The organism is Enterobacter sp. V87_3 (genome assembly GCF_029967835.1).
Lineage (GTDB): Bacteria > Pseudomonadota > Gammaproteobacteria > Enterobacterales > Enterobacteriaceae > Enterobacter > Enterobacter cancerogenus.
Genome location: NZ_JASCAM010000024.1, coordinates 121,604 through 140,208, shown reverse-complemented (window position 1 = coordinate 140,208; position 18,605 = coordinate 121,604). Strand labels below are relative to the sequence as shown.

The window sequence follows — 18,605 nt, the reverse complement described above, 5'->3', positions numbered from 1 at the left end:
AACGCGGAGGGCAAATGGCAACCTTACTCGCCTTGCTGTTCTGCTGCCGGTGCTTCTGGCGCAGCAGGCTGAGACTGCTCGGTTGCTTCTTTAATGCTCAGACGGATACGGCCCTGGCGGTCAACTTCCAGAACTTTGACCGGAACTTCCTGGCCCATCTGCAGGTAATCGGTCACTTTCTCAACACGCTTGTCAGCGATTTGAGAGATGTGTACAAGACCTTCTTTACCGCCACCGATGGCAACGAATGCGCCAAAGTCAACGATACGGGTCACTTTACCTGCATAGACGCGGCCCACTTCGATTTCTGCCGTGATTTCTTCGATGCGACGGATAGCGAATTTCGCTTTTTCGCCGTCGGTCGCTGCGATCTTCACAGTACCGTCATCTTCGATTTCGATAGTGGTGCCAGTCTCTTCGGTCAGGGCACGGATAACGGAACCGCCTTTACCGATAACGTCTTTGATCTTGTCTGGATTGATCTTGATGGTGTGGATACGTGGCGCGAACTGAGAAATATCGCCACGCGGCGCGTTGATCGCCTGTTCCATCACGCCCAGGATGTGCAGACGCGCACCTTTAGCCTGGTTCAGAGCAACCTGCATGATCTCTTTGGTGATGCCTTCAATTTTGATATCCATCTGCAGTGCAGAGATACCTTCGCGGGAACCCGCGACTTTGAAGTCCATATCGCCCAGGTGATCTTCATCACCCAGAATGTCAGACAGAACAACGAAGTTGTCGCCTTCTTTCACCAGACCCATTGCGATACCCGCAACAGCGGCTTTGATCGGCACGCCTGCATCCATCAGCGCCAGAGAGGCACCACACACGGAAGCCATAGAAGAGGAACCGTTAGATTCGGTGATTTCTGACACTACGCGAACGGTGTACGGGAATTTGTCAGCTTCTGGCATCACTGCCAGCACGCCGCGCTTCGCCAGACGACCGTGACCAATTTCACGACGCTTCGGTGAGCCCACCATACCGGTTTCGCCTACGGAGTACGGAGGGAAGTTGTAGTGGAACAGGAAGCTGTCGGTACGTTCGCCCATCAGTTCGTCGATGTTCTGTGCATCACGCGCAGTACCCAGCGTGGCGGTAACCAGTGCCTGAGTTTCGCCACGGGTGAACAGTGCGGAACCGTGGGTACGCGGCAGAACGCCAGTACGCACGTCCAGACCACGGATCATGTCTTTTTCACGACCATCGATACGCGGTTCGCCTGCCAGTACGCGGCTACGAACAACGTTTTTCTCGATTGCGTGCAGGATTTCGCCAATTTCGTTAGCGTCCAGCGTTTCGTCTTCAGCAACCAGGGTCGCGGTCACTTCAGATTTGATCACATCAACCTGAGCATAGCGCTCCTGTTTGTCGGTGATGCGGTATGCGTCGCTCAGACGAGACTCTGCCAGTGCTGCTACGCGCGCATTCAGCGCGTCGTTAACCGCTTCTGGCTGCCAGTCCCAACGTGGTTTACCGGCTTCTTTCACCAGGTCGTTGATAGTCTGGATAACGATCTGCTGCTGGTCGTGGCCGAAGACTACAGCGCCCAGCATCTGGTCTTCGCTCAGCAGTTCTGCTTCGGATTCAACCATCAGAACAGCGGCTTCGGTACCAGCAACCACCAGGTCCAGCTTACTTTCTTTCAGCTCTTCCTGCGTTGGGTTCAGCACGTACTGGTCATTGATGTAACCTACGCGTGCCGCACCGATTGGGCCGTTGAATGGGATACCAGACAGTGACAGGGCAGCGGATGCGCCGATCATCGCAACGATGTCCGGGTTAACCTGTGGGTTAACGGAAACAACGGTGGCGATAACCTGAACTTCGTTAACGAAGCCTTCCGGGAACAGCGGACGAACCGGGCGGTCAATCAGACGCGCAATCAGGGTTTCGCCTTCGCTTGGACGGCCTTCACGACGGAAGAAACCACCCGGGATTTTACCGGCAGCGTAGGTACGCTCCTGGTAGTTTACGGTCAGTGGGAAAAAGTCCTGACCTGGTTTAGCTTTTTTCTGGCCCACAACGGTAACGAACACCGCGGTGTCATCCATGCTTACCATTACGGCAGCAGTAGCCTGACGCGCCATCATGCCGGTTTCCAGCGTGACGGTGTGCTGACCATACTGGAACTTACGAACGATCGGATTCAGCAAAATTCTATCCTTTCTTAAATGTGTGACAGCACACCACCGGTGTGCTGACGATTTAACCCGACCTTCTTCGCATCCTCGCGACTAATGACAACCGACACCCCCATGGGTGAAGCCTCTCATTAGCCGCGCGAACCTCTGCAATGAAGATCATTTATAGCAACAATACAATAGTTTCCATTGAATTGCTGCCGTCTGGTTGAAAAAAGGGGCCATCAGGCCCCCTTTTCTGAAACTCGCAAGACTTAGCGACGCAGACCCAGACGCTCGATCAGCGAGGTGTAGCGTGCAACATCTTTACGCTTCAGGTAGTCGAGCAGTTTACGACGCTGAGAAACCATGCGCAGCAGACCACGACGGCTGTGGTGATCTTTTTTGTGCTCTGCAAAGTGACCCTGCAGGTGGTTAATCTGTGCAGTCAGCAGTGCAACCTGAACTTCGGTAGAACCGCTGTCGTTAGTACCACGACCAAACTCAGAAACGATTTTAGCTTTAGCTTCAACGCTTAGAGACATTTTCAAACTCCAACATATAAAGAATTTAAGGATGCCGATCTCTAATTCAGCAATCCCAGTGTACGACCCGCAGATTGTTAAACAATTTGCAGACCGTTAAGCGGCGATATTCTACTCGTCTCCCCTGCTTATCGCAAGGTGAGCCGTTATCGCCGTTAGCCTTCGACCGGGTATTCAACCACCAGACGGCGCGGCGCAACGCGCCCTTCGCCATCCATTTCACCCATGCCGATAAACTTCCCTTCCTCACCTTCGGTCACGCGAACCAGGCCTTCAGCCGGCGCGTCCGTTGTACGAACCGGGTTGCCGTTCTTAAAGTACACGGAAGACGTTAAAGGAAGGTTAACGACAGGGAAATCGGCCGCCGGGCTATCCATCGGCATCAGCAGCGGATCGAGCAGCTCGGCAGGGGAAATCTCCTGCGCGTGCGCCTGCTCAACCAGCGCATGAAGATGCTCAAGGGTCACCATGCGTTCAACCGGATATTTACTGACGGCCAGACGACGCAGGTAAATCACGTGCGCACCGCAGCCCAGCTTTTCACCGAGATCGTCAATGATGGTCCGAATATAGGTTCCTTTCGAACAGTGGACTTCCAGCTCCAGCTCATCGCCCTCGTGGCGGATAAACAGCAGCTCATACACCGTGATTGGGCGTGCCTCGCGCGGCACCTCAATGCCCTGACGCGCGTATTCGTAGAGCTTCTTGCCCTGATATTTCAGCGCCGAATACATCGACGGCACCTGCATGGTGTCGCCGCGGAAGCTCTCCAGCGCGGCATCCAGCTGTTCGGCGCTAAAGGTTACGGGACGCTCTTCCACCACCTGACCATCGGCATCGGAGGTATCCGTGCGCTGGCCGAGCTTCGCGATAACGCGATAACGCTTATCGGAATCCAGCAGGTACTGAGAAAATTTTGTCGCCTCCCCCAGGCAAACCGGCAGCATACCGGTTGCCAGCGGATCCAGCGCGCCAGTGTGGCCCGCACGGTTGGCGTTAAAAAGACGCTTCACTTTTTGCAGCACGTCGTTGCTGGATGCGCCCTGGGGTTTATCCAGCAGCAGCACGCCATGCACGTCGCGACCACGACGACGAGGACGACTCATCAGTCCTCCTTGTTGTCGTCCGCTGGGTTAACACGACGTTCATCGTCATGTTTCACCACGCTGGTCACCAGGTTCGACATACGCATACCTTCGACCAGCGAGTTGTCGTAGAAGAAGGTCAGCTCAGGCACGATACGCAGACGCATCGCTTTGCCGAGCAGAGAGCGGATGAAACCAGAGGCTTCCTGCAGGGCTTTAATGCCGTTTTTCACTGCCGCTTCGTCCTGATCGTTCAGGAAGGTCACGAACACTTTGGCATAGGCCAGGTCACGTGACATTTCAACGCCGGACACGGTGGTCATCATGCCCACGCGTGGGTCTTTAATTTCGCGTTGCAGAATGAGCGCGATCTCTTTCTGCATTTCCTGCGCTACGCGCTGAGGGCGACCAAATTCTTTCGCCATAATAAATTCTCCAGACAAAAAAGGGGCTAAAAGCCCCTTTTGAAATTATTGCCGGGTGGCGCTTCGCTTACCCGGCCTACGCGAATTAATCGTCTAAGGATTTTGGGTTGCCGCCAACACCGTGGCGGCCCAAAAGCCGATGACGATTACGCGATGGTACGTTGGATTTCGATGATCTCGAACACTTCGATCATATCGCCAACGCGAACGTCGTTGTAGTTCTTCACGCCGATACCACATTCCATGCCGTTACGCACTTCGTTAACGTCATCTTTGAAGCGGCGCAGGGATTCCAGCTCGCCTTCATAGATAACCACGTTGTCGCGCAGTACACGGATTGGGTTGTGACGTTTGATGTTACCTTCGGTAACCATACAGCCCGCGATCGCACCGAATTTCGGTGATTTGAACACGTCACGCACTTCAGCCAGACCGATGATCTGCTGTTTCAGCTCAGGAGACAGCATGCCGCTCATTGCCGCTTTCACTTCGTCGATCAGGTTATAGATGACGGAGTAGTAACGCAGATCCAGGCTTTCCGCATCGATAACTTTACGCGCAGAGGCGTCAGCACGAACGTTGAAGCCAACCAGGATAGCGTTGGACGCTGCAGCCAGGGTCGCGTCGGTTTCGGTGATACCACCTACGCCAGAACCGATGATCTTCACTTTCACTTCGTCGGTAGACAGTTTCAGCAAGGAGTCGGAGATCGCTTCCACAGAACCCTGAACGTCGGCTTTCAGTACGATGTTCACTTCGTGAACTTCGCCTTCTGTCATGTTCGCGAACATGTTCTCAAGTTTAGATTTCTGCTGACGAGCCAGTTTCACTTCACGGAATTTACCCTGACGGTACAAAGCCACTTCACGCGCTTTCTTCTCGTCACGTACAACGGTCACTTCGTCACCCGCGGCCGGAACACCGGACAGACCCAGGATTTCCACTGGAATGGATGGACCCGCTTCCAGCACTTCCTGACCCAGTTCGTTACGCATCGCACGAACGCGACCGTATTCGAAACCACACAGTACGATGTCACCCTTGTTCAGGGTACCTTCGCGAACCAGAACGGTCGCTACCGGACCACGACCTTTATCCAGGAAGGATTCGATAACCGCGCCGCTCGCCATACCTTTACGAACCGCTTTCAGCTCCAGAACTTCAGCCTGCAGCAGGATGGCATTCAGCAGGTCGTCGATACCGGTACCGGCTTTTGCAGAAACAGGGATGAACTGCGCTTCGCCGCCCCACTCTTCCGGCATAACGCCGTACTGGGAGAGCTCGTTCTTAACGCGATCCATATCGGCTTCTGGCTTATCGATTTTGTTGACCGCAACAACCAGAGGCACCTGCGCCGCTTTCGCGTGCTGGATAGCTTCAATGGTCTGTGGCATCACGCCATCGTCTGCTGCGACAACCAGTACAACGATATCCGTTGCCTGAGCACCACGAGCACGCATTGAGGTAAACGCTGCGTGGCCCGGGGTATCCAGGAAGGTGATCATGCCGTTTTCGGTTTCTACGTGGTAAGCACCGATGTGCTGGGTAATACCACCCGCTTCGCCGGAGGCAACCTTAGTAGAACGAATGTAGTCAAGCAGAGAGGTTTTACCGTGGTCAACGTGACCCATGATGGTCACAACCGGCGCGCGCGGTTCAGCGGCTGCACCCGTGTCACGGTCGCTCATGACTGCTTCTTCCAGCTCGTTTTCACGACGCAGGATAACTTTGTGGCCCATCTCTTCGGCAACCAGCTGTGCGGTTTCCTGGTCGATGACCTGGTTGATGGTCGCCATTGCGCCCAGTTTCATCATCGCTTTGATGACCTGAGAGCCTTTAACCGCCATCTTGTTCGCCAGATCGCCAACGGTGATGGTTTCGCCGATCACAACGTCACGGTTAACGGCCTGCGCTGGCTTCTGGAAGCCCTGCTGCAGAGCGGAACCTTTACGCTTACCGCCTTTACCGCCGCGAACCGCTGCACGCGCTTCTTCACGGTCAGCTTTAGATTCGGCGTGCTTGTTGCCTTTTTTCGCTGGACGCGCGGCTTTGGTGCTGCGAGTACGGCCACGACCACCTTCAACTTCGCGGTCGTTGTCATCTTCAGCCTGGCGTGCGTGCTGGGAAGTGGTTACGTGATAATCGCTGTTGTCTTCTGACGGCTCAGCGGTATTCACACCGTTTTTCTCGTTTTCTTCTGCCATACGGCGTGCTTCTTCTGCCACACGACGCGCTTCTTCTTCCAGCTTGCGGCGTGCTTCTTCTTCCGCTTTACGCTTCAGTTCGGCAGCTTCATTTTCACGGCGGGCTTTTTCAGCCTGGGCGGTTTTTGTCATATCGTCGGTCTGTTGATTGCTCACTTTGTCTTTTTCCGCAGCTTCACGCTTCACTTTATCACTTGCGTCGCGTTTCGCTTTTTCTGCGGCCTCACGTTCAGCTTTTAATTCTGCTTCGCGTTTGGCAGTTGCTTCTGCCTCACGCTGAGCTTGTTCTTCCGCTTCACGCTGTGCCTGCTCTTCCGCAGCAAGGCGTTCGGCCTCTTGCGGATCACGTTTTACAAAGGTGCGCGTCTTGCGGACTTCGATTTGTACCGATTTGCTTTTGCCACCGGTACCAGGGATATTCAACGTGCTACGCGTTTTGCGCTGCAGCGTTAACTTGTCAGGCGTAGAACCGTGTTCACGGTTCAGGTGCGCTAACAAGGTTTGTTTTTCTTGCGCGGTCACCGAGTCATCAGCGGACTTCGGGATCCCTGCATCAGCAAATTGCTGTACCAGGCGGTCCACGGAGGTCTGAATCTCGGCAGCCAGCGATTTTACAGTTACATCAGTCATGCTGTTCCTTCCTGCTACAGTTTATTACGCTTCGTCGCCGAACCAGCAAATATTACGTGCGGCCATGATGAGTTCGCCGGCTTTCTCGTCGGTTAAACCTTCGATATCGGCCAGGTCATCAACGCCTTGCTCAGCGAGATCTTCCAGCGTACAAACACCACGGGCAGCCAGCTTGAACGCAATCGCACGATCAAGACCTTCCAGATTCAGCAGGTCATCAGCCGGCTTGTTATCGCCAAGGCTTTCTTCCTGAGCCAGCGCCAGGGTGGTCAGTGCGTTTTTAGCGCGTTCACGCAGGGCTTCAACGGTCGCTTCATCCAGACCGTCAATTTCCAGCAGCTCTTTCATTGGCACATAGGCCAGTTCTTCCAGCGTAGAGAAACCTTCTTCAACCAGAACGGTGGCGAAATCTTCGTCAATGTCCAGGTATTTGGTGAAGGTATCGATCGCCGCGTGGGCTTCAGCCTGATGCTTGGCCTGCAGGTCATCAACGGTCATCACGTTGAGTTCCCAGCCGCTCAGCTGTGACGCCAGACGCACGTTCTGACCGTTACGGCCAATCGCCTGCGCCAGGTTGCCCGCTTCTACCGCGATATCCATGGTGTGCTTGTCTTCGTCAACCACGATAGACGCCACATCAGCCGGAGCCATTGCGTTGATCACGAACTGCGCCGGGTTATCGTCCCACAGAACGATATCGATACGCTCGCCGCCCAGTTCGGTAGAAACCGCCTGAACACGTGCGCCGCGCATACCCACACACGCGCCTACTGGATCGATACGCTTATCGTTGGTTTTCACCGCGATTTTCGCACGTGAACCAGGATCGCGAGCCGCTGCTTTGATTTCGATAACTTCTTCGCCGATTTCCGGCACTTCGATACGGAACAGTTCTACCAGCATTTCTGGTTTAGAACGGGTCACGAACAGCTGTGCGCCACGCGCTTCAGGGCGAACGGCATACAGCACACCGCGGATACGATCGCCTGGGCGGAAGTTTTCACGCGGCAGCATGTCTTCACGCAGGATAACGGCTTCAGCGTTACCCGGCATCCCTTCGGATTTGATCTCCAGAGAGATGTTGTCGCGGTTCACTTTCTTCACCACACCCGTGATGATTTCGCCTTCCTGATCGCGGAACTGATCGACAACCAGTGCGCGCTCGGCTTCGCGTACTTTCTGTACGATAACCTGCTTCGCGGTCTGCGTGGTGATACGGTCGAAGGTAACAGATTCAATCTGATCTTCAACGTATTCGCCCACGTTCAGGCTTTCGTCTTCGTAACGCGCCGCTTCCAGGGTGATCTCTTTAGTCGGCTGGGTAACTTCTTCAACAATCACCCAACGACGGAATGTATCGAAGTCACCGCTTTTACGATCGATTTCTACGCGAACATCGATCTCTTGTTCGTATTTTTTCTTGGTTGCTGTAGCCAGTGCACTTTCCAGCGCTTCGAAAATCTTCTCACGCGGCAGTGATTTCTCGTTGGAGACGGCTTCAACAACAGCCAAAATTTCTTTGTTCATCGCGGGCTTTTCACCTCAATCCAGACTGTTAAAAGTGGGGAACCAGGTTCGCCTTCTGGATATTACTCAGCGCGAACACTTCATCTTTGCCTTCGACTGTAACCGTGATCATTTCACCATCAACAGCTTTGATAATTCCCTGCCATTTACGGCGGTTCTGTACGGCCATACGCAGAACGAGAGCCACTTCTTCACCGGTAAAGCGCACATAGTGCTCGGCCGTGAACATCGGACGATCGAGGCCGGGTGAGGAAACTTCCAGGTTGTACGCAACGGTAATTGGGTCTTCCACATCAAGAACCGCACTCACCTGGTGGCTAACATCAGCACAATCATCAACATTGATGCCATCTTCACTATCAATATAGATGCGCAGCGTCGATGTGCGGCCGCGAACGAATTCGATGCCGACCAGTTCGTAGCCCAGTGCTTCGACCGGTGCAGTAATCATCTCTGTTAATTTTTGCTCTAATGTGGACAAGCCCACCCCCAAGACATAAAAAAAGGGCGTAAAGCCCAGTTATTCTGTAGTCAGATAACAAAAAACCCCGAAAAATCGGGGCTTTAGATAACTGAACCCTATAGCCACAACTGTGGCCTGGAGCACTCTCCGAAAGAATTTTTTCAAATCCAGCTACGAAGGCTCTGAGTCTTCACAGTATATTTGAAAAAGAACTTTATGGGAAAGTGGTTGCGGGGGCCGGATTTGAACCGACGACCTTCGGGTTATGAGCCCGACGAGCTACCAGGCTGCTCCACCCCGCGCCTGAAACGTGGCAAATTCTACGCGTTTTGAGGAGAATTTGCAAATAATGCTGGGATTTGGTACCGAAGACGGGACGTAAAATCGGCGTTCAGTATATTGATAGTGACCCCCACCTGTCAACCCAACATAACGTAGCGTAAAGAGAGGGAAATTTTTACAAAAAATGCACACGTCTCTTCCGGTCATCGTCAAAAGATGATTAAATGAATACTCACTTATTTTGCATAAACATGCATCGAGAGCGAAACCGATCTCTTCTCAGTCAATCAAGCAGGGTTTTATTTTATGACGACGATTCTCAAGCATCTCCCGGTAGGACAACGTATTGGCATCGCTTTTTCGGGCGGCCTGGATACCAGTGCTGCGCTGCTGTGGATGCGACAAAAGGGAGCGGTTCCGTATGCATATACTGCGAACCTGGGTCAGCCGGACGAGGAAGATTATGATGCTATTCCACGTCGTGCCATGGAGTACGGTGCAGAGAATGCCCGTCTGATTGACTGCCGTAAGCAACTGGTGGCGGAAGGCATTGCTGCCATTCAGTGTGGCGCGTTCCACAATACCACTGGCGGCCTGACCTATTTTAACACCACCCCGCTGGGCCGTGCCGTCACCGGCACCATGCTGGTTGCCGCCATGAAAGAAGATGGTGTGAACATCTGGGGTGACGGCAGTACCTATAAAGGCAACGATATCGAACGTTTCTATCGTTATGGCCTGCTGACCAACGCCGAGCTGCAGATCTACAAGCCATGGCTGGACACTGATTTTATCGATGAACTGGGCGGCCGTCATGAAATGTCAGAATTCATGATCGCCTGCGGCTTTGACTACAAAATGTCGGTCGAAAAAGCGTACTCCACCGATTCCAACATGCTGGGTGCCACGCACGAAGCAAAAGATCTGGAGTTCCTGAACTCCAGCGTGAAAATCGTCAACCCAATCATGGGTGTGAAGTTCTGGGACGAAAACGTCAAAATCCAGGCAGAAGAAGTCACGGTGCGTTTCGAGCGCGGCCATCCGGTTGCCCTGAACGGCAAAACCTTCTCTGACGATGTCGAGCTGATGCTGGAAGCGAACCGTATCGGCGGACGTCACGGTCTGGGCATGAGCGACCAGATTGAGAACCGTATTATCGAAGCGAAAAGCCGTGGCATCTATGAAGCTCCGGGGATGGCGCTGCTGCACATTGCCTATGAGCGTCTGCTGACCGGCATTCATAACGAAGACACCATCGAGCAGTATCACTCTCATGGCCGTCAGCTGGGTAAATTGCTGTATCAGGGCCGCTGGTTCGATCCGCAGGCGCTGATGCTGCGTGATGCCCTGCAGCGTTGGGTGGCGAGTGCAATCACCGGGGAAGTGACGCTGGAACTGCGTCGCGGTAACGACTACTCGATCCTCAACACCGTCTCTGACAACCTGACCTATAAAGCAGAGCGTCTGACCATGGAGAAAGGTGATTCAGTATTTTCTCCGGACGATCGTATTGGTCAGCTGACCATGCGTAACCTGGACATCACCGATACGCGTGAGAAGCTGTTTAACTACGTTGAGAACGGTTTGCTCTCAGCCAACTCTGGCAACGGCCTGCCGCAGGTTGAAAACCTGGAACACAGCGATAAGAAGTAACGCTGAAAAAAGATGCAAAAGGCGCCCAACGGGCGCCTTTTTTTATTTGGGTTTTCGTAGGCCCGGTAAGCGCAGCGCCACCAGGCAATATAGCGGGTGGCGCCAGGCTTTCCCGCCCTACGAAAAATCGAAGAATCACGATCTACAGACGAAAAAAAAGACGTCTTTCGACGTCTTTCTTCTGGAATATTGGTACCGAGGATGGGACTCGAACCCACAAGCCCGTTAGGGCACTACCACCTCAAGGTAGCGTGTCTACCAATTCCACCACCTCGGTACTGAGTACTTACTGCGGGATATCGCTGGTTGGCTTAGCCGGTGCAGCTGGCTGAGTCTGCTCAGTTTTAGACGGAGCACTCAGATTTTCCCACTCGCTTCCTTTACTGGTCTTGTTGCTGTTGATATTGCCCAGCACCAGACTGATGATGAAGAACAGCGTAGCCAGAACCGCAGTTGTACGGGTCATGAAGTTCGCAGAACCACTTGAACCAAACAGCGTACCGGAAGCGCCTGCTCCGAAGGAGGCTCCCATATCAGCGCCTTTACCTTGCTGCAGCATGATCAGCGCTACAAGAGCGATGGCTACAATAAGGAAAATAACTAAAAGAGCTTCGTACATAATCAACCTGTTCCTTGCGGATTTGCCGCATACCAATGCTTCGACCAATTAGCAGGATTTCGTGTTTCCCACTGAAGCGGGTGTGAATACTAACCAAAGCGAATGACCTTCGCAAGGGCAATTTTGGCACATTTTATCAAGTGAGGAAAAAACCATCAAAATGAATTTAAAGTGACCATAAAACTCAGAAATCCAATCGAAAAATGTTATTTAGTTGCCTTCGAAAGGGCTTGATCCATTTTTTGCAGCTTGTATTTGCCAAATTTACTCACGATACGCCAGTTACCTTCATCCGTTTCGACGATTTCCTGTGGAGAATACATCGTCATCTTACGCCCAGTCCGCACGCCGATTTGTAACGATTCGCCTTCGCCAGCGATTACCGCAATTTTCGGCGTCATATCGACAGGTTCTGGTTCTGATGCTGGCGTCGGTAACGATTCGGATACGACCTGTAATGCCGGATGCGTGTCTTTTTCCCCGGCAGGCTCAAAAAGGAGTGTCATGGGATCGAGCAGCTTGTCATCATGAATAATTTCAAGATGCAGATGAGGCCCATCTGTACGGCCAGTATTCCCCGACAGCGCAATCACATCGCCCTTTTGTACATACTGATTTTTGACCAACAGTAGTTTATTCAGATGCAGATAACGACTACTCCAGCCGTCAGGATGGCGAATCGTCATATATAGACCAGTGACCGGCCCATAGCCAGTTTCTGTCACCATGCCGTCTGCAATAGACATGACCTCACTGTTTAGCGCCGCGCGAAGATCAACCCCCTCATGACGCATGAAAGTATGAATGATGGGGTGATAACGCATACCAAAGGGAGAGGTCACCACGGGCTCGGCGCGTAACGGGAAGACGAAATGCTGCCCCCGCGCTTTTTGGCTGAGCAACGGCCTCCAGACGGGAGCCGGGGCACTCGTGGTCGGGATTGTCGCGTTCATTACCGAGAAAACGCTGCTCGTTGCCTCCCCACCATCTACGGGCAGGTTCTCCTCATCAGAAGCGTCATCAGATATTACTTCCGCCGACAGGTCTTCCTGAGGCTCCACCAGCAGAGATGCCGGTTCAAAAGGCGCGCTGATGAGTGTCGTCGCAACGCCTGCTGAATCATATTCTTGCGACGGTGGTATATGAGATGCCAGCCAGATCCTGATATCGGATACGCTCAGATAACTCTCTTCTTTAAAATCATTCCAGCACAGTTCTGGCTCTGATGACTTAAACGGCTGAAAGTCTGGGTTATATTCCTTTGATAGCAGAATTTGCGACAGGTGATGAGACACCGGATAATAGCACTCAGCACCGTGCGTAGAAGCAGGATGCATCGTTAACAGCAGACCGGATAAAAGCATATAAGACATTAATTTAGCACCTCCATGTGCATAATGATGATAGCGGTAATGGCAATTGCAGGGCCGAACGGGATATATCCCCCCGCATCATCTGCTTTTCGGGAACGGAAACGGATACCCCAGCGCACTAAAAAGAACAATGCCCCCAGCGAGGCCGAACCCAGCATTAATTGCCCGATATGCTCGCTGCCAATCCACGCCGCACAGGCCGCAAAGAGTTTTACGTCGCCATTACCAAATCCTTCCCGCCGGGTGACCCACGTAAATCCTTTTGCCATCACCCAACTGAATACCCAAATGAAAGCGGCACCTGTCACGCTATCGCGCGGTGAAACGGGAATGATATTTCTGACAGAGGCGATCAGACCTGCCCACAGAAGCATATAGACGAGGCTATCTGGCAGAAGAAAGGTCTTGATATCGATCATCGCCAGGGTATAGAGCAGGCTAAAAAATAACGCCACGAACGCAATCTGGATGAGGCTGTGCTGTGGGTAGTAGCAAAAGACCAGTAAAAAGTATCCAATCCCGATCAACCCTTCACTTAAAGGGTACTGGAAAGGGATAGCGCTTTTGCAGCAGCGACATTTACCACGCAGCAGTACCCAGCTCAATACGGGGATGTTATCCCAGGGTTTAATCAATGTTTGACACAATGGGCAGTGTGACGGCGGCCACCAGAGATTGACATTGGGTAAGGTTTTCAGCGTTTCATCATCCGCCGACTCCCGAAAGAGCATGACGGGCAGACGATAAATCACAACGTTAAGAAAACTGCCAATCAGTAGCCCTAACCCTAAGGCAAGCCAAGGGAACCAGGGGGCGAAAAACGCTTCCAGGCGCATTAAACATATCCTTTAACTAAAATGCATCTTCACGACGAAATAGCGAGACGTCAGTTGAAGTAAGTATTTTCCGCAACATCCATCATTCAAATCAACAATGCCAAATAGCTACTTTTCTCTGTAAAACCATTTGACATTGTTTATCTCTTAACCCCCCGCCGTTTTGGAGAGCGTATCCATTAATGCAAATAACGCGATGAAGACCCACACAACGCACCCCCCCAGGACGACCGTGGCCAGGTTTTTCAATAAACCCGCAAGTTTTTTAATGTATTCCTGAATATGATCGCGTGAACGATCTGAGACCGAACGCAATACCTCATTGAAGGAGGGGAGTTCCGCATACAGGCTAATGTTCAGTAACTCTTCTTTGCCGAGTAAGCCCGTCGAGAGTGCCTTACTATAGTGGACCCCCTGAGCCATTTTGTCATTCATGGAATCAATGTGCCAACGCAACCAGCGGTTTGCATTTAGACGTACAATATGTAAAGAGTCAGTCAGCGGAATGCTGTTACTGAGCATCAGCGCCAGGTTATTCAAAAATACGGAAGACGCAAGCTGCCTGTAGGTTGAAAACGGTAGAACTTTATCAAATATTTTATTACGAACATTGCCACTGAGGTTTGCCATAGCAAACCTGGATAAGAAAACAAAAATAATAAAACCAACCAGGATCTTAATCCACAACCCTTGATATAACGCTGTACCAAATTTATATAAATTCTGGGTAACACCCGGCCATTTTTCCACCGGAACTACCGAGGCGAAGGCAGGGAATACTTTTTGTGAATAACCCGCAATAACAATCAGCGACAAAGAGATCATGATCAGAGGGAAGATCATTGCGCCGACGATTTTTTTACGCAGTTCATCATTGTATTTAATCACGGCGACCAGTGTTAAAAAACCCTCAGCGAGGCTTCCGCTTTTTTCTGCCGCGGTAATCACACTCAGTTCAGAGTTAGGGACTACGTCAGAAAATACTGCTGACACCGACACCTCCTGCTTCATCTGCAGGATAACCGCGCCCAGTTTATCACTAAACCCTTTACCAAGGAGCGTGCGTCCTTCGGTTTGCAACTTTTGCAGCGAATCGAAAAGCGGTAAGCCTGCGCTAATCATATCGGCACAAAACTGATAGAGGTACAAACGCTGTTTTTTACCGAATTTTTTCAACGATCATCTCCAGATCTTCATCCTTCATTGCGCCAAATTCCATGGCAAACCATGCTGCATCAATACGTCCCTTGAGGACATGTGCCATGACCTTTTCACGAATTTCAAACCCTTCAGCTAACCCCTGCGCCGCAGTACGTTTTTTACGCCAAAGCGTGTACACGTTCAGCCATTCCTGCTTAGAAATTGCGGCTAACTCTTCGTAGGTTGGCAGGAAGTATTCCATCGCCAGCTGACGTCCTTTGATACCGCTCTGACGACACTGTTCGCACCCACCCTCCCCTGCGGTATAGAGAGTAAACTCTCGCCCGGAAATGGTTTTGGTACCCATGACGGTTTTGCAGTTTTCGCACAGCACGGGAACCAACTTTTGGCACTGCAAGCCGGCAATAAAGCCCGGAGTGGACATTTTGTCGCTGCCGATCCCTAACGCAGACATACGCTGCAGCAATGAGACGATGTTACCGGCATGAACCGTGGTGAAGCAGTAGTGACCACTTTCGACCGCACCCGCCAGGGCATTAGCGGAAATGTTGTCACGGATCTCCCCCACCATCAGCACATCCGGATCGCGACGCAGAGCGGATTTAATTGCGGCATGGAACCCACCACCCGAGACATCCACCACGGAACTCTGCTTCGCTCCGTAAATCTGATATTCCACCGGATCTTCTACCGTCAGGAAGCAGCCGCGATCGTCATAGCGGTTGATCTGCAACCACTCCATCAAATTTTTAAGCGTGGTGGATTTCCCTGAACCTGTCGTACCGGCGATAACGTATGCACCATAGGGATTACTAAGGATCTTTTTCAGATCCGCAACTTCTTCATCCGATATACCGATCTTATCCAAGGAGCCAATATTCCCCTTCTGGAGACCTGATGGAATAATACGCAATACCGCATGGTAACAATCCGCCGTTTCACCAAAGATTGGGAAGTGCGCGTAACGGAAGCGGTAAGGCTTACCGGACAGGTTATAAAGAATGTTAGCGTTTTGCGGAATTGCACGGTTCCAGGTCGTATCGCGAGTCGTCGCTTCTACGTTGTAGAGAACGAACACCAGCTCATCGCAAAGCTGAGATTTGATCTGCATAAAGGGCATCAACACGCCATTCACGCGAGCCTCAAAGAGCGCCAGCACATCATTGCGCGTAATATGTAAGTCGCTCGCGCCCATACTCACGACGCGCTGGAGGATAGCCGCCAGCCGCTTCTGAGTGTCGGTAATATCAATGTTTTTACTCGCGTCATTAAGCTGTTTTAATGAAACATGCTCAATAATCCGGTAATAATCTTCCTCGGCGACAAGCGCCAGGCCTTCGACCTGACGCTTGTGCTGAGAAGTCAGCCTTGATACCTGGATCTGATATTCAAACAGGTTTTCAATGCCGAGCGTATTCACCACCAGGTAATCGCGCTCTTCAGCTGTTGCCGTAAAGCCAATTCCCTCAAATTCCTGGTAAGTCCATTTCCCAGCGAGTAATTCGTCGGCTGAAATACGCGTAAAGTCCATTTTCACTGCACAGCATCCTCTGCCATAACGACTGACTTCCTGTCTTTCGACAGCCTGTACTTGGTATCGCCCACGGTGAACGTTTCACCCGGACGAACATAGCTGAGCTTATTTCCACTCATTACGGCAACGCGATTCGCACCACCGATATCCGCTTCAAGAACAACGCGCGGCGTTTCTGACCTTGCAGATGTTGATATTTGCCCCTTAGACGCTGAGGCAGAAGTCGCTGGCGTGGCTTTGATTTTATCTTCGCCACGGAGCTTGACAATTTCACTACGCAATTTTTCAAGTTCTACCAGATTTGCAAGCTTGCGACGCATTTGTTCAAAGGCATAATCATCTTCGGCCATTGACGCCAGTCGATCCTGGACACTCGCCGTGTTATCCGCCTTGTCTTGTTCGGCGTCTCCCGATGGCACCAATGGATCCTTGTCTTCCAAAGAGGACGGGAATGTTTCCTGTTTGGCAGCTACAGAGCCAGAGGCATCCGTTTGTGCTTTTGGCGTGGCGGCTACCGCGCTCTGTGTGTTTTGGCCTTTTTCACTCTTCCCTGAGACAACATCATCAACAACCTTCTGCATTTTTTTTGACAGCACCGGCGGTTTTTCGGTTGCGGGAGCCGCTTCTGCAGCACCAATAAATAACGTTAGCGCACCGGCCATTACCACTGATTTTACTTTTTGCATACCAGTCCTCCTGAAACTATCAGTCCCTTGTCTTTCGTCTCAACTTTATTAACGATAAAAGCATCGCGATACGCCTGCTTATAAAGTAATAATTGCATATTCGTCATATCATCAATTGATAATGAACTTTCATCTTTCTTAATTTCCAGCTCCCATTTACCCACCTGCAAGCCGTATGCTTTTACTTTTCCTGAAAGTGTTGACTCAAGGTCATTCACGGAGGAAGTTGGCATTTTTTTTATCACAACCTGGTCAAGATTTTTATTCCCCCCCCCCCCACTTTTTTCACCATCGAATTGAAGGTCATGATATAAGAAACCACATCGCTACAAGGATAAAGTTCCAGCGGCTTTTTGCTGTCATACTCTTTCAGATACTTATTACTATTAAGTCTCGACTCAATCTTATCGTACTGAAAATCCATTTTATCCTTACCGCCGGTATTCTTTTTCCCCGTAGCTAAAGCGGTGGGGTTGTAAGTCTTATCCCAGAATGACTTTTGCGGAAGTACCCAAAGCGCCCCCTTTTTCAGGGCATATGAGAATTTGCAGCTTTTGGGATCACATACAAATGAATATTTTTCCAAAGGAATGATCAACAGTTTCTCATTACTTTTCTTAACTTCATCAAGCAGTAATACGGTTTCATCGATACCGCCTCCCGTCAGAGAACTGAAATAGAATTTCTTAACGGCTTCAATATCATCCCTTAACTTCTGAGCTGCCTGCTGTTGCCTTGCAATAGCTTCTTCTTTCGCTTTTTCATCGGGAAGCATCACGAAATAATACCAACCACCCGCGCAACCGCCGAGAATCAATATCGCAACCAAAAGAAAACCCAGCACCAGCTTCGCTTTTGAAACTGAGCCATTTTTATCTTTCCAGAAATACATTCCTTCCAGCATACGTTATCCCGTCACAAAAAAATGAAGCAACAATGCCAAAACCGTCAAAAACGCAACCCCACCAGAAAAAATAGAACCGATAATGATGTGGCGACGGCGCTTCAGGCGTGCCTGCCTGGCACAACAGCGCTCAACAACAGCATTAATCTGGATCTCTTCCAGAGGGGTGACTTCCAAATGATTGTATGTATCCTGGTGTTTCATAAGTTCGTCAAACAGCTCTTTACTCACGAAACAGTCCGTACCGCTGACAATACGCCCTTCATTAATTATTAAAAAATATGTCGTTAGATCGTTCTCGTGAGAGAAGTAGATGCCATCGCCATAAAGCTCTTTAATATAAAGTGCAAAAGGTTCGTAAAGGGTGGATATCTTGGTACTGTAACCAATTGCCATCTGCCCCGCGCCATCTTTATATACTAGTCTACGATAGGCCTTCATCATCCCACGAAATGACGCCTGCTCGGCCGGTTGCAGATTTTCCAGGCTTTCGGGCTCCCAGTAGAGCCCGGTTAATATGTTATTTTTAAATAAAATATCGTTCATAACTAA

Annotated in this window: 17 protein-coding genes and 2 tRNA genes; 1 reads left to right on the top strand and 18 read right to left on the bottom strand. The window is 51.2% G+C overall.

The window, feature by feature from the left end; translation table 11 throughout:
• Positions 1–23: 23 nt before the first annotated feature.
• The 8 genes from pnp to QLG21_RS13260 form a co-directional block, all read right to left on the bottom strand.
• Positions 24–2,159, bottom strand: a complete 2,136-nt coding sequence (gene pnp / locus QLG21_RS13295; RefSeq protein ID WP_282484584.1) for a polyribonucleotide nucleotidyltransferase — start codon at positions 2,157–2,159, stop codon at positions 24–26.
• A 242-nt stretch (positions 2,160–2,401) separates the two neighbouring features.
• On the bottom strand, positions 2,402–2,671 hold the full coding sequence (gene rpsO, locus QLG21_RS13290; protein ID WP_002434239.1) for a 30S ribosomal protein S15: 270 nt from the start codon (positions 2,669–2,671) through the stop codon (positions 2,402–2,404).
• 155 nt (positions 2,672–2,826) lie between these two features.
• Positions 2,827–3,777 carry a tRNA pseudouridine(55) synthase TruB gene (truB, locus tag QLG21_RS13285; protein ID WP_058609406.1) on the bottom strand — a complete coding sequence of 317 codons (951 nt, stop codon included), beginning with the start codon at positions 3,775–3,777 and terminating at the stop codon, positions 2,827–2,829.
• Entirely contained in the window at positions 3,777–4,181 is a 405-nt protein-coding gene (gene rbfA / locus QLG21_RS13280; protein WP_014071900.1) for a 30S ribosome-binding factor RbfA, read from the bottom strand. Before rbfA ends, truB begins: the two co-directional genes overlap by 1 nt.
• Positions 4,182–4,327: 146 nt before the next feature.
• Positions 4,328–7,015, bottom strand: coding sequence for a translation initiation factor IF-2 (infB, locus tag QLG21_RS13275; protein WP_006178758.1), 2,688 nt, complete (start codon positions 7,013–7,015; stop codon positions 4,328–4,330).
• Positions 7,016–7,039: 24 nt separating this feature from the next.
• Positions 7,040–8,542, bottom strand: coding sequence for a transcription termination factor NusA (nusA, locus tag QLG21_RS13270; RefSeq protein ID WP_282484583.1), 1,503 nt, complete (start codon positions 8,540–8,542; stop codon positions 7,040–7,042).
• A gap of 28 nt (positions 8,543–8,570) precedes the next feature.
• Complete coding sequence (gene rimP / locus QLG21_RS13265; protein WP_014833432.1) at positions 8,571–9,023, bottom strand: ribosome maturation factor RimP; 453 nt, start codon at positions 9,021–9,023, stop codon at positions 8,571–8,573.
• A 207-nt stretch (positions 9,024–9,230) separates the two neighbouring features.
• A tRNA-Met gene (locus QLG21_RS13260) sits at positions 9,231–9,307 on the bottom strand.
• A 286-nt stretch (positions 9,308–9,593) separates the two neighbouring features.
• Here QLG21_RS13260 and argG point away from each other — a divergent pair.
• Entirely contained in the window at positions 9,594–10,940 is a 1,347-nt protein-coding gene (argG, locus tag QLG21_RS13255) for an argininosuccinate synthase (protein WP_282484582.1), read from the top strand.
• Between the two features lie 190 nt (positions 10,941–11,130).
• On the opposite strand, the gene QLG21_RS13250 is transcribed toward argG, so the two are convergent.
• From QLG21_RS13250 to QLG21_RS13205, 10 genes are all read right to left on the bottom strand, one after another.
• Positions 11,131–11,217: transfer RNA gene (locus QLG21_RS13250), tRNA-Leu, on the bottom strand.
• A gap of 9 nt (positions 11,218–11,226) precedes the next feature.
• Positions 11,227–11,559, bottom strand: coding sequence for a preprotein translocase subunit SecG (gene secG, locus QLG21_RS13245; protein WP_282484581.1), 333 nt, complete (start codon positions 11,557–11,559; stop codon positions 11,227–11,229).
• Positions 11,560–11,765: 206 nt separating this feature from the next.
• Positions 11,766–12,932: a M23 family metallopeptidase gene (locus QLG21_RS13240; protein ID WP_282484580.1), complete on the bottom strand. Its 1,167-nt coding sequence runs from the start codon at positions 12,930–12,932 to the stop codon at positions 11,766–11,768.
• Positions 12,932–13,768 (bottom strand): A24 family peptidase, encoded by an 837-nt coding sequence (locus tag QLG21_RS13235; RefSeq protein ID WP_282484578.1) that lies wholly within the window; start codon positions 13,766–13,768, stop codon positions 12,932–12,934. Before QLG21_RS13235 ends, QLG21_RS13240 begins: the two co-directional genes overlap by 1 nt.
• Before the next feature lie 147 nt (positions 13,769–13,915).
• Entirely contained in the window at positions 13,916–14,944 is a 1,029-nt protein-coding gene (locus QLG21_RS13230; protein ID WP_282484577.1) for a type II secretion system F family protein, read from the bottom strand.
• On the bottom strand, positions 14,928–16,460 hold the full coding sequence (locus QLG21_RS13225; RefSeq protein WP_282484641.1) for an ATPase, T2SS/T4P/T4SS family: 1,533 nt from the start codon (positions 16,458–16,460) through the stop codon (positions 14,928–14,930). Before QLG21_RS13225 ends, QLG21_RS13230 begins: the two co-directional genes overlap by 17 nt.
• A gap of 2 nt (positions 16,461–16,462) precedes the next feature.
• Positions 16,463–17,149 carry a hypothetical protein gene (locus QLG21_RS13220; protein ID WP_282484576.1) on the bottom strand — a complete coding sequence of 229 codons (687 nt, stop codon included), beginning with the start codon at positions 17,147–17,149 and terminating at the stop codon, positions 16,463–16,465.
• Positions 17,137–17,382, bottom strand: coding sequence for a hypothetical protein (locus tag QLG21_RS13215; protein ID WP_282484575.1), 246 nt, complete (start codon positions 17,380–17,382; stop codon positions 17,137–17,139). The genes QLG21_RS13220 and QLG21_RS13215 overlap by 13 nt, the downstream gene beginning before the upstream one ends.
• A gap of 8 nt (positions 17,383–17,390) precedes the next feature.
• Positions 17,391–18,053: a hypothetical protein gene (locus QLG21_RS13210; protein WP_282484574.1), complete on the bottom strand. Its 663-nt coding sequence runs from the start codon at positions 18,051–18,053 to the stop codon at positions 17,391–17,393.
• A gap of 3 nt (positions 18,054–18,056) precedes the next feature.
• Positions 18,057–18,599 carry a pilus assembly protein gene (locus QLG21_RS13205; protein ID WP_282484573.1) on the bottom strand — a complete coding sequence of 181 codons (543 nt, stop codon included), beginning with the start codon at positions 18,597–18,599 and terminating at the stop codon, positions 18,057–18,059.
• Between the last annotated feature and the right edge of the window lie 6 nt (positions 18,600–18,605).

Coding starts and splice junctions, on each gene's coding strand:
- QLG21_RS13210 (WP_282484574.1), bottom strand. CDS start 18,053: ATGCTGGAAGGAATGTATTTCTGGAAAGATAAAAATGGCTCAGTTTCA.
- QLG21_RS13220 (WP_282484576.1), bottom strand. CDS start 17,149: ATGCAAAAAGTAAAATCAGTGGTAATGGCCGGTGCGCTAACGTTATTT.
- QLG21_RS13235 (WP_282484578.1), bottom strand. CDS start 13,768: ATGCGCCTGGAAGCGTTTTTCGCCCCCTGGTTCCCTTGGCTTGCCTTA.
- QLG21_RS13240 (WP_282484580.1), bottom strand. CDS start 12,932: ATGTCTTATATGCTTTTATCCGGTCTGCTGTTAACGATGCATCCTGCT.
- nusA (WP_282484583.1), bottom strand. CDS start 8,542: ATGAACAAAGAAATTTTGGCTGTTGTTGAAGCCGTCTCCAACGAGAAA.
- infB (WP_006178758.1), bottom strand. CDS start 7,015: ATGACTGATGTAACTGTAAAATCGCTGGCTGCCGAGATTCAGACCTCC.
- argG (WP_282484582.1), top strand. CDS start 9,594: ATGACGACGATTCTCAAGCATCTCCCGGTAGGACAACGTATTGGCATC.
- rbfA (WP_014071900.1), bottom strand. CDS start 4,181: ATGGCGAAAGAATTTGGTCGCCCTCAGCGCGTAGCGCAGGAAATGCAG.
- truB (WP_058609406.1), bottom strand. CDS start 3,777: ATGAGTCGTCCTCGTCGTCGTGGTCGCGACGTGCATGGCGTGCTGCTG.
- QLG21_RS13215 (WP_282484575.1), bottom strand. CDS start 17,382: ATGCCAACTTCCTCCGTGAATGACCTTGAGTCAACACTTTCAGGAAAA.
- QLG21_RS13205 (WP_282484573.1), bottom strand. CDS start 18,599: ATGAACGATATTTTATTTAAAAATAACATATTAACCGGGCTCTACTGG.
- rpsO (WP_002434239.1), bottom strand. CDS start 2,671: ATGTCTCTAAGCGTTGAAGCTAAAGCTAAAATCGTTTCTGAGTTTGGT.
- QLG21_RS13225 (WP_282484641.1), bottom strand. CDS start 16,460: ATGGACTTTACGCGTATTTCAGCCGACGAATTACTCGCTGGGAAATGG.
- secG (WP_282484581.1), bottom strand. CDS start 11,559: ATGTACGAAGCTCTTTTAGTTATTTTCCTTATTGTAGCCATCGCTCTT.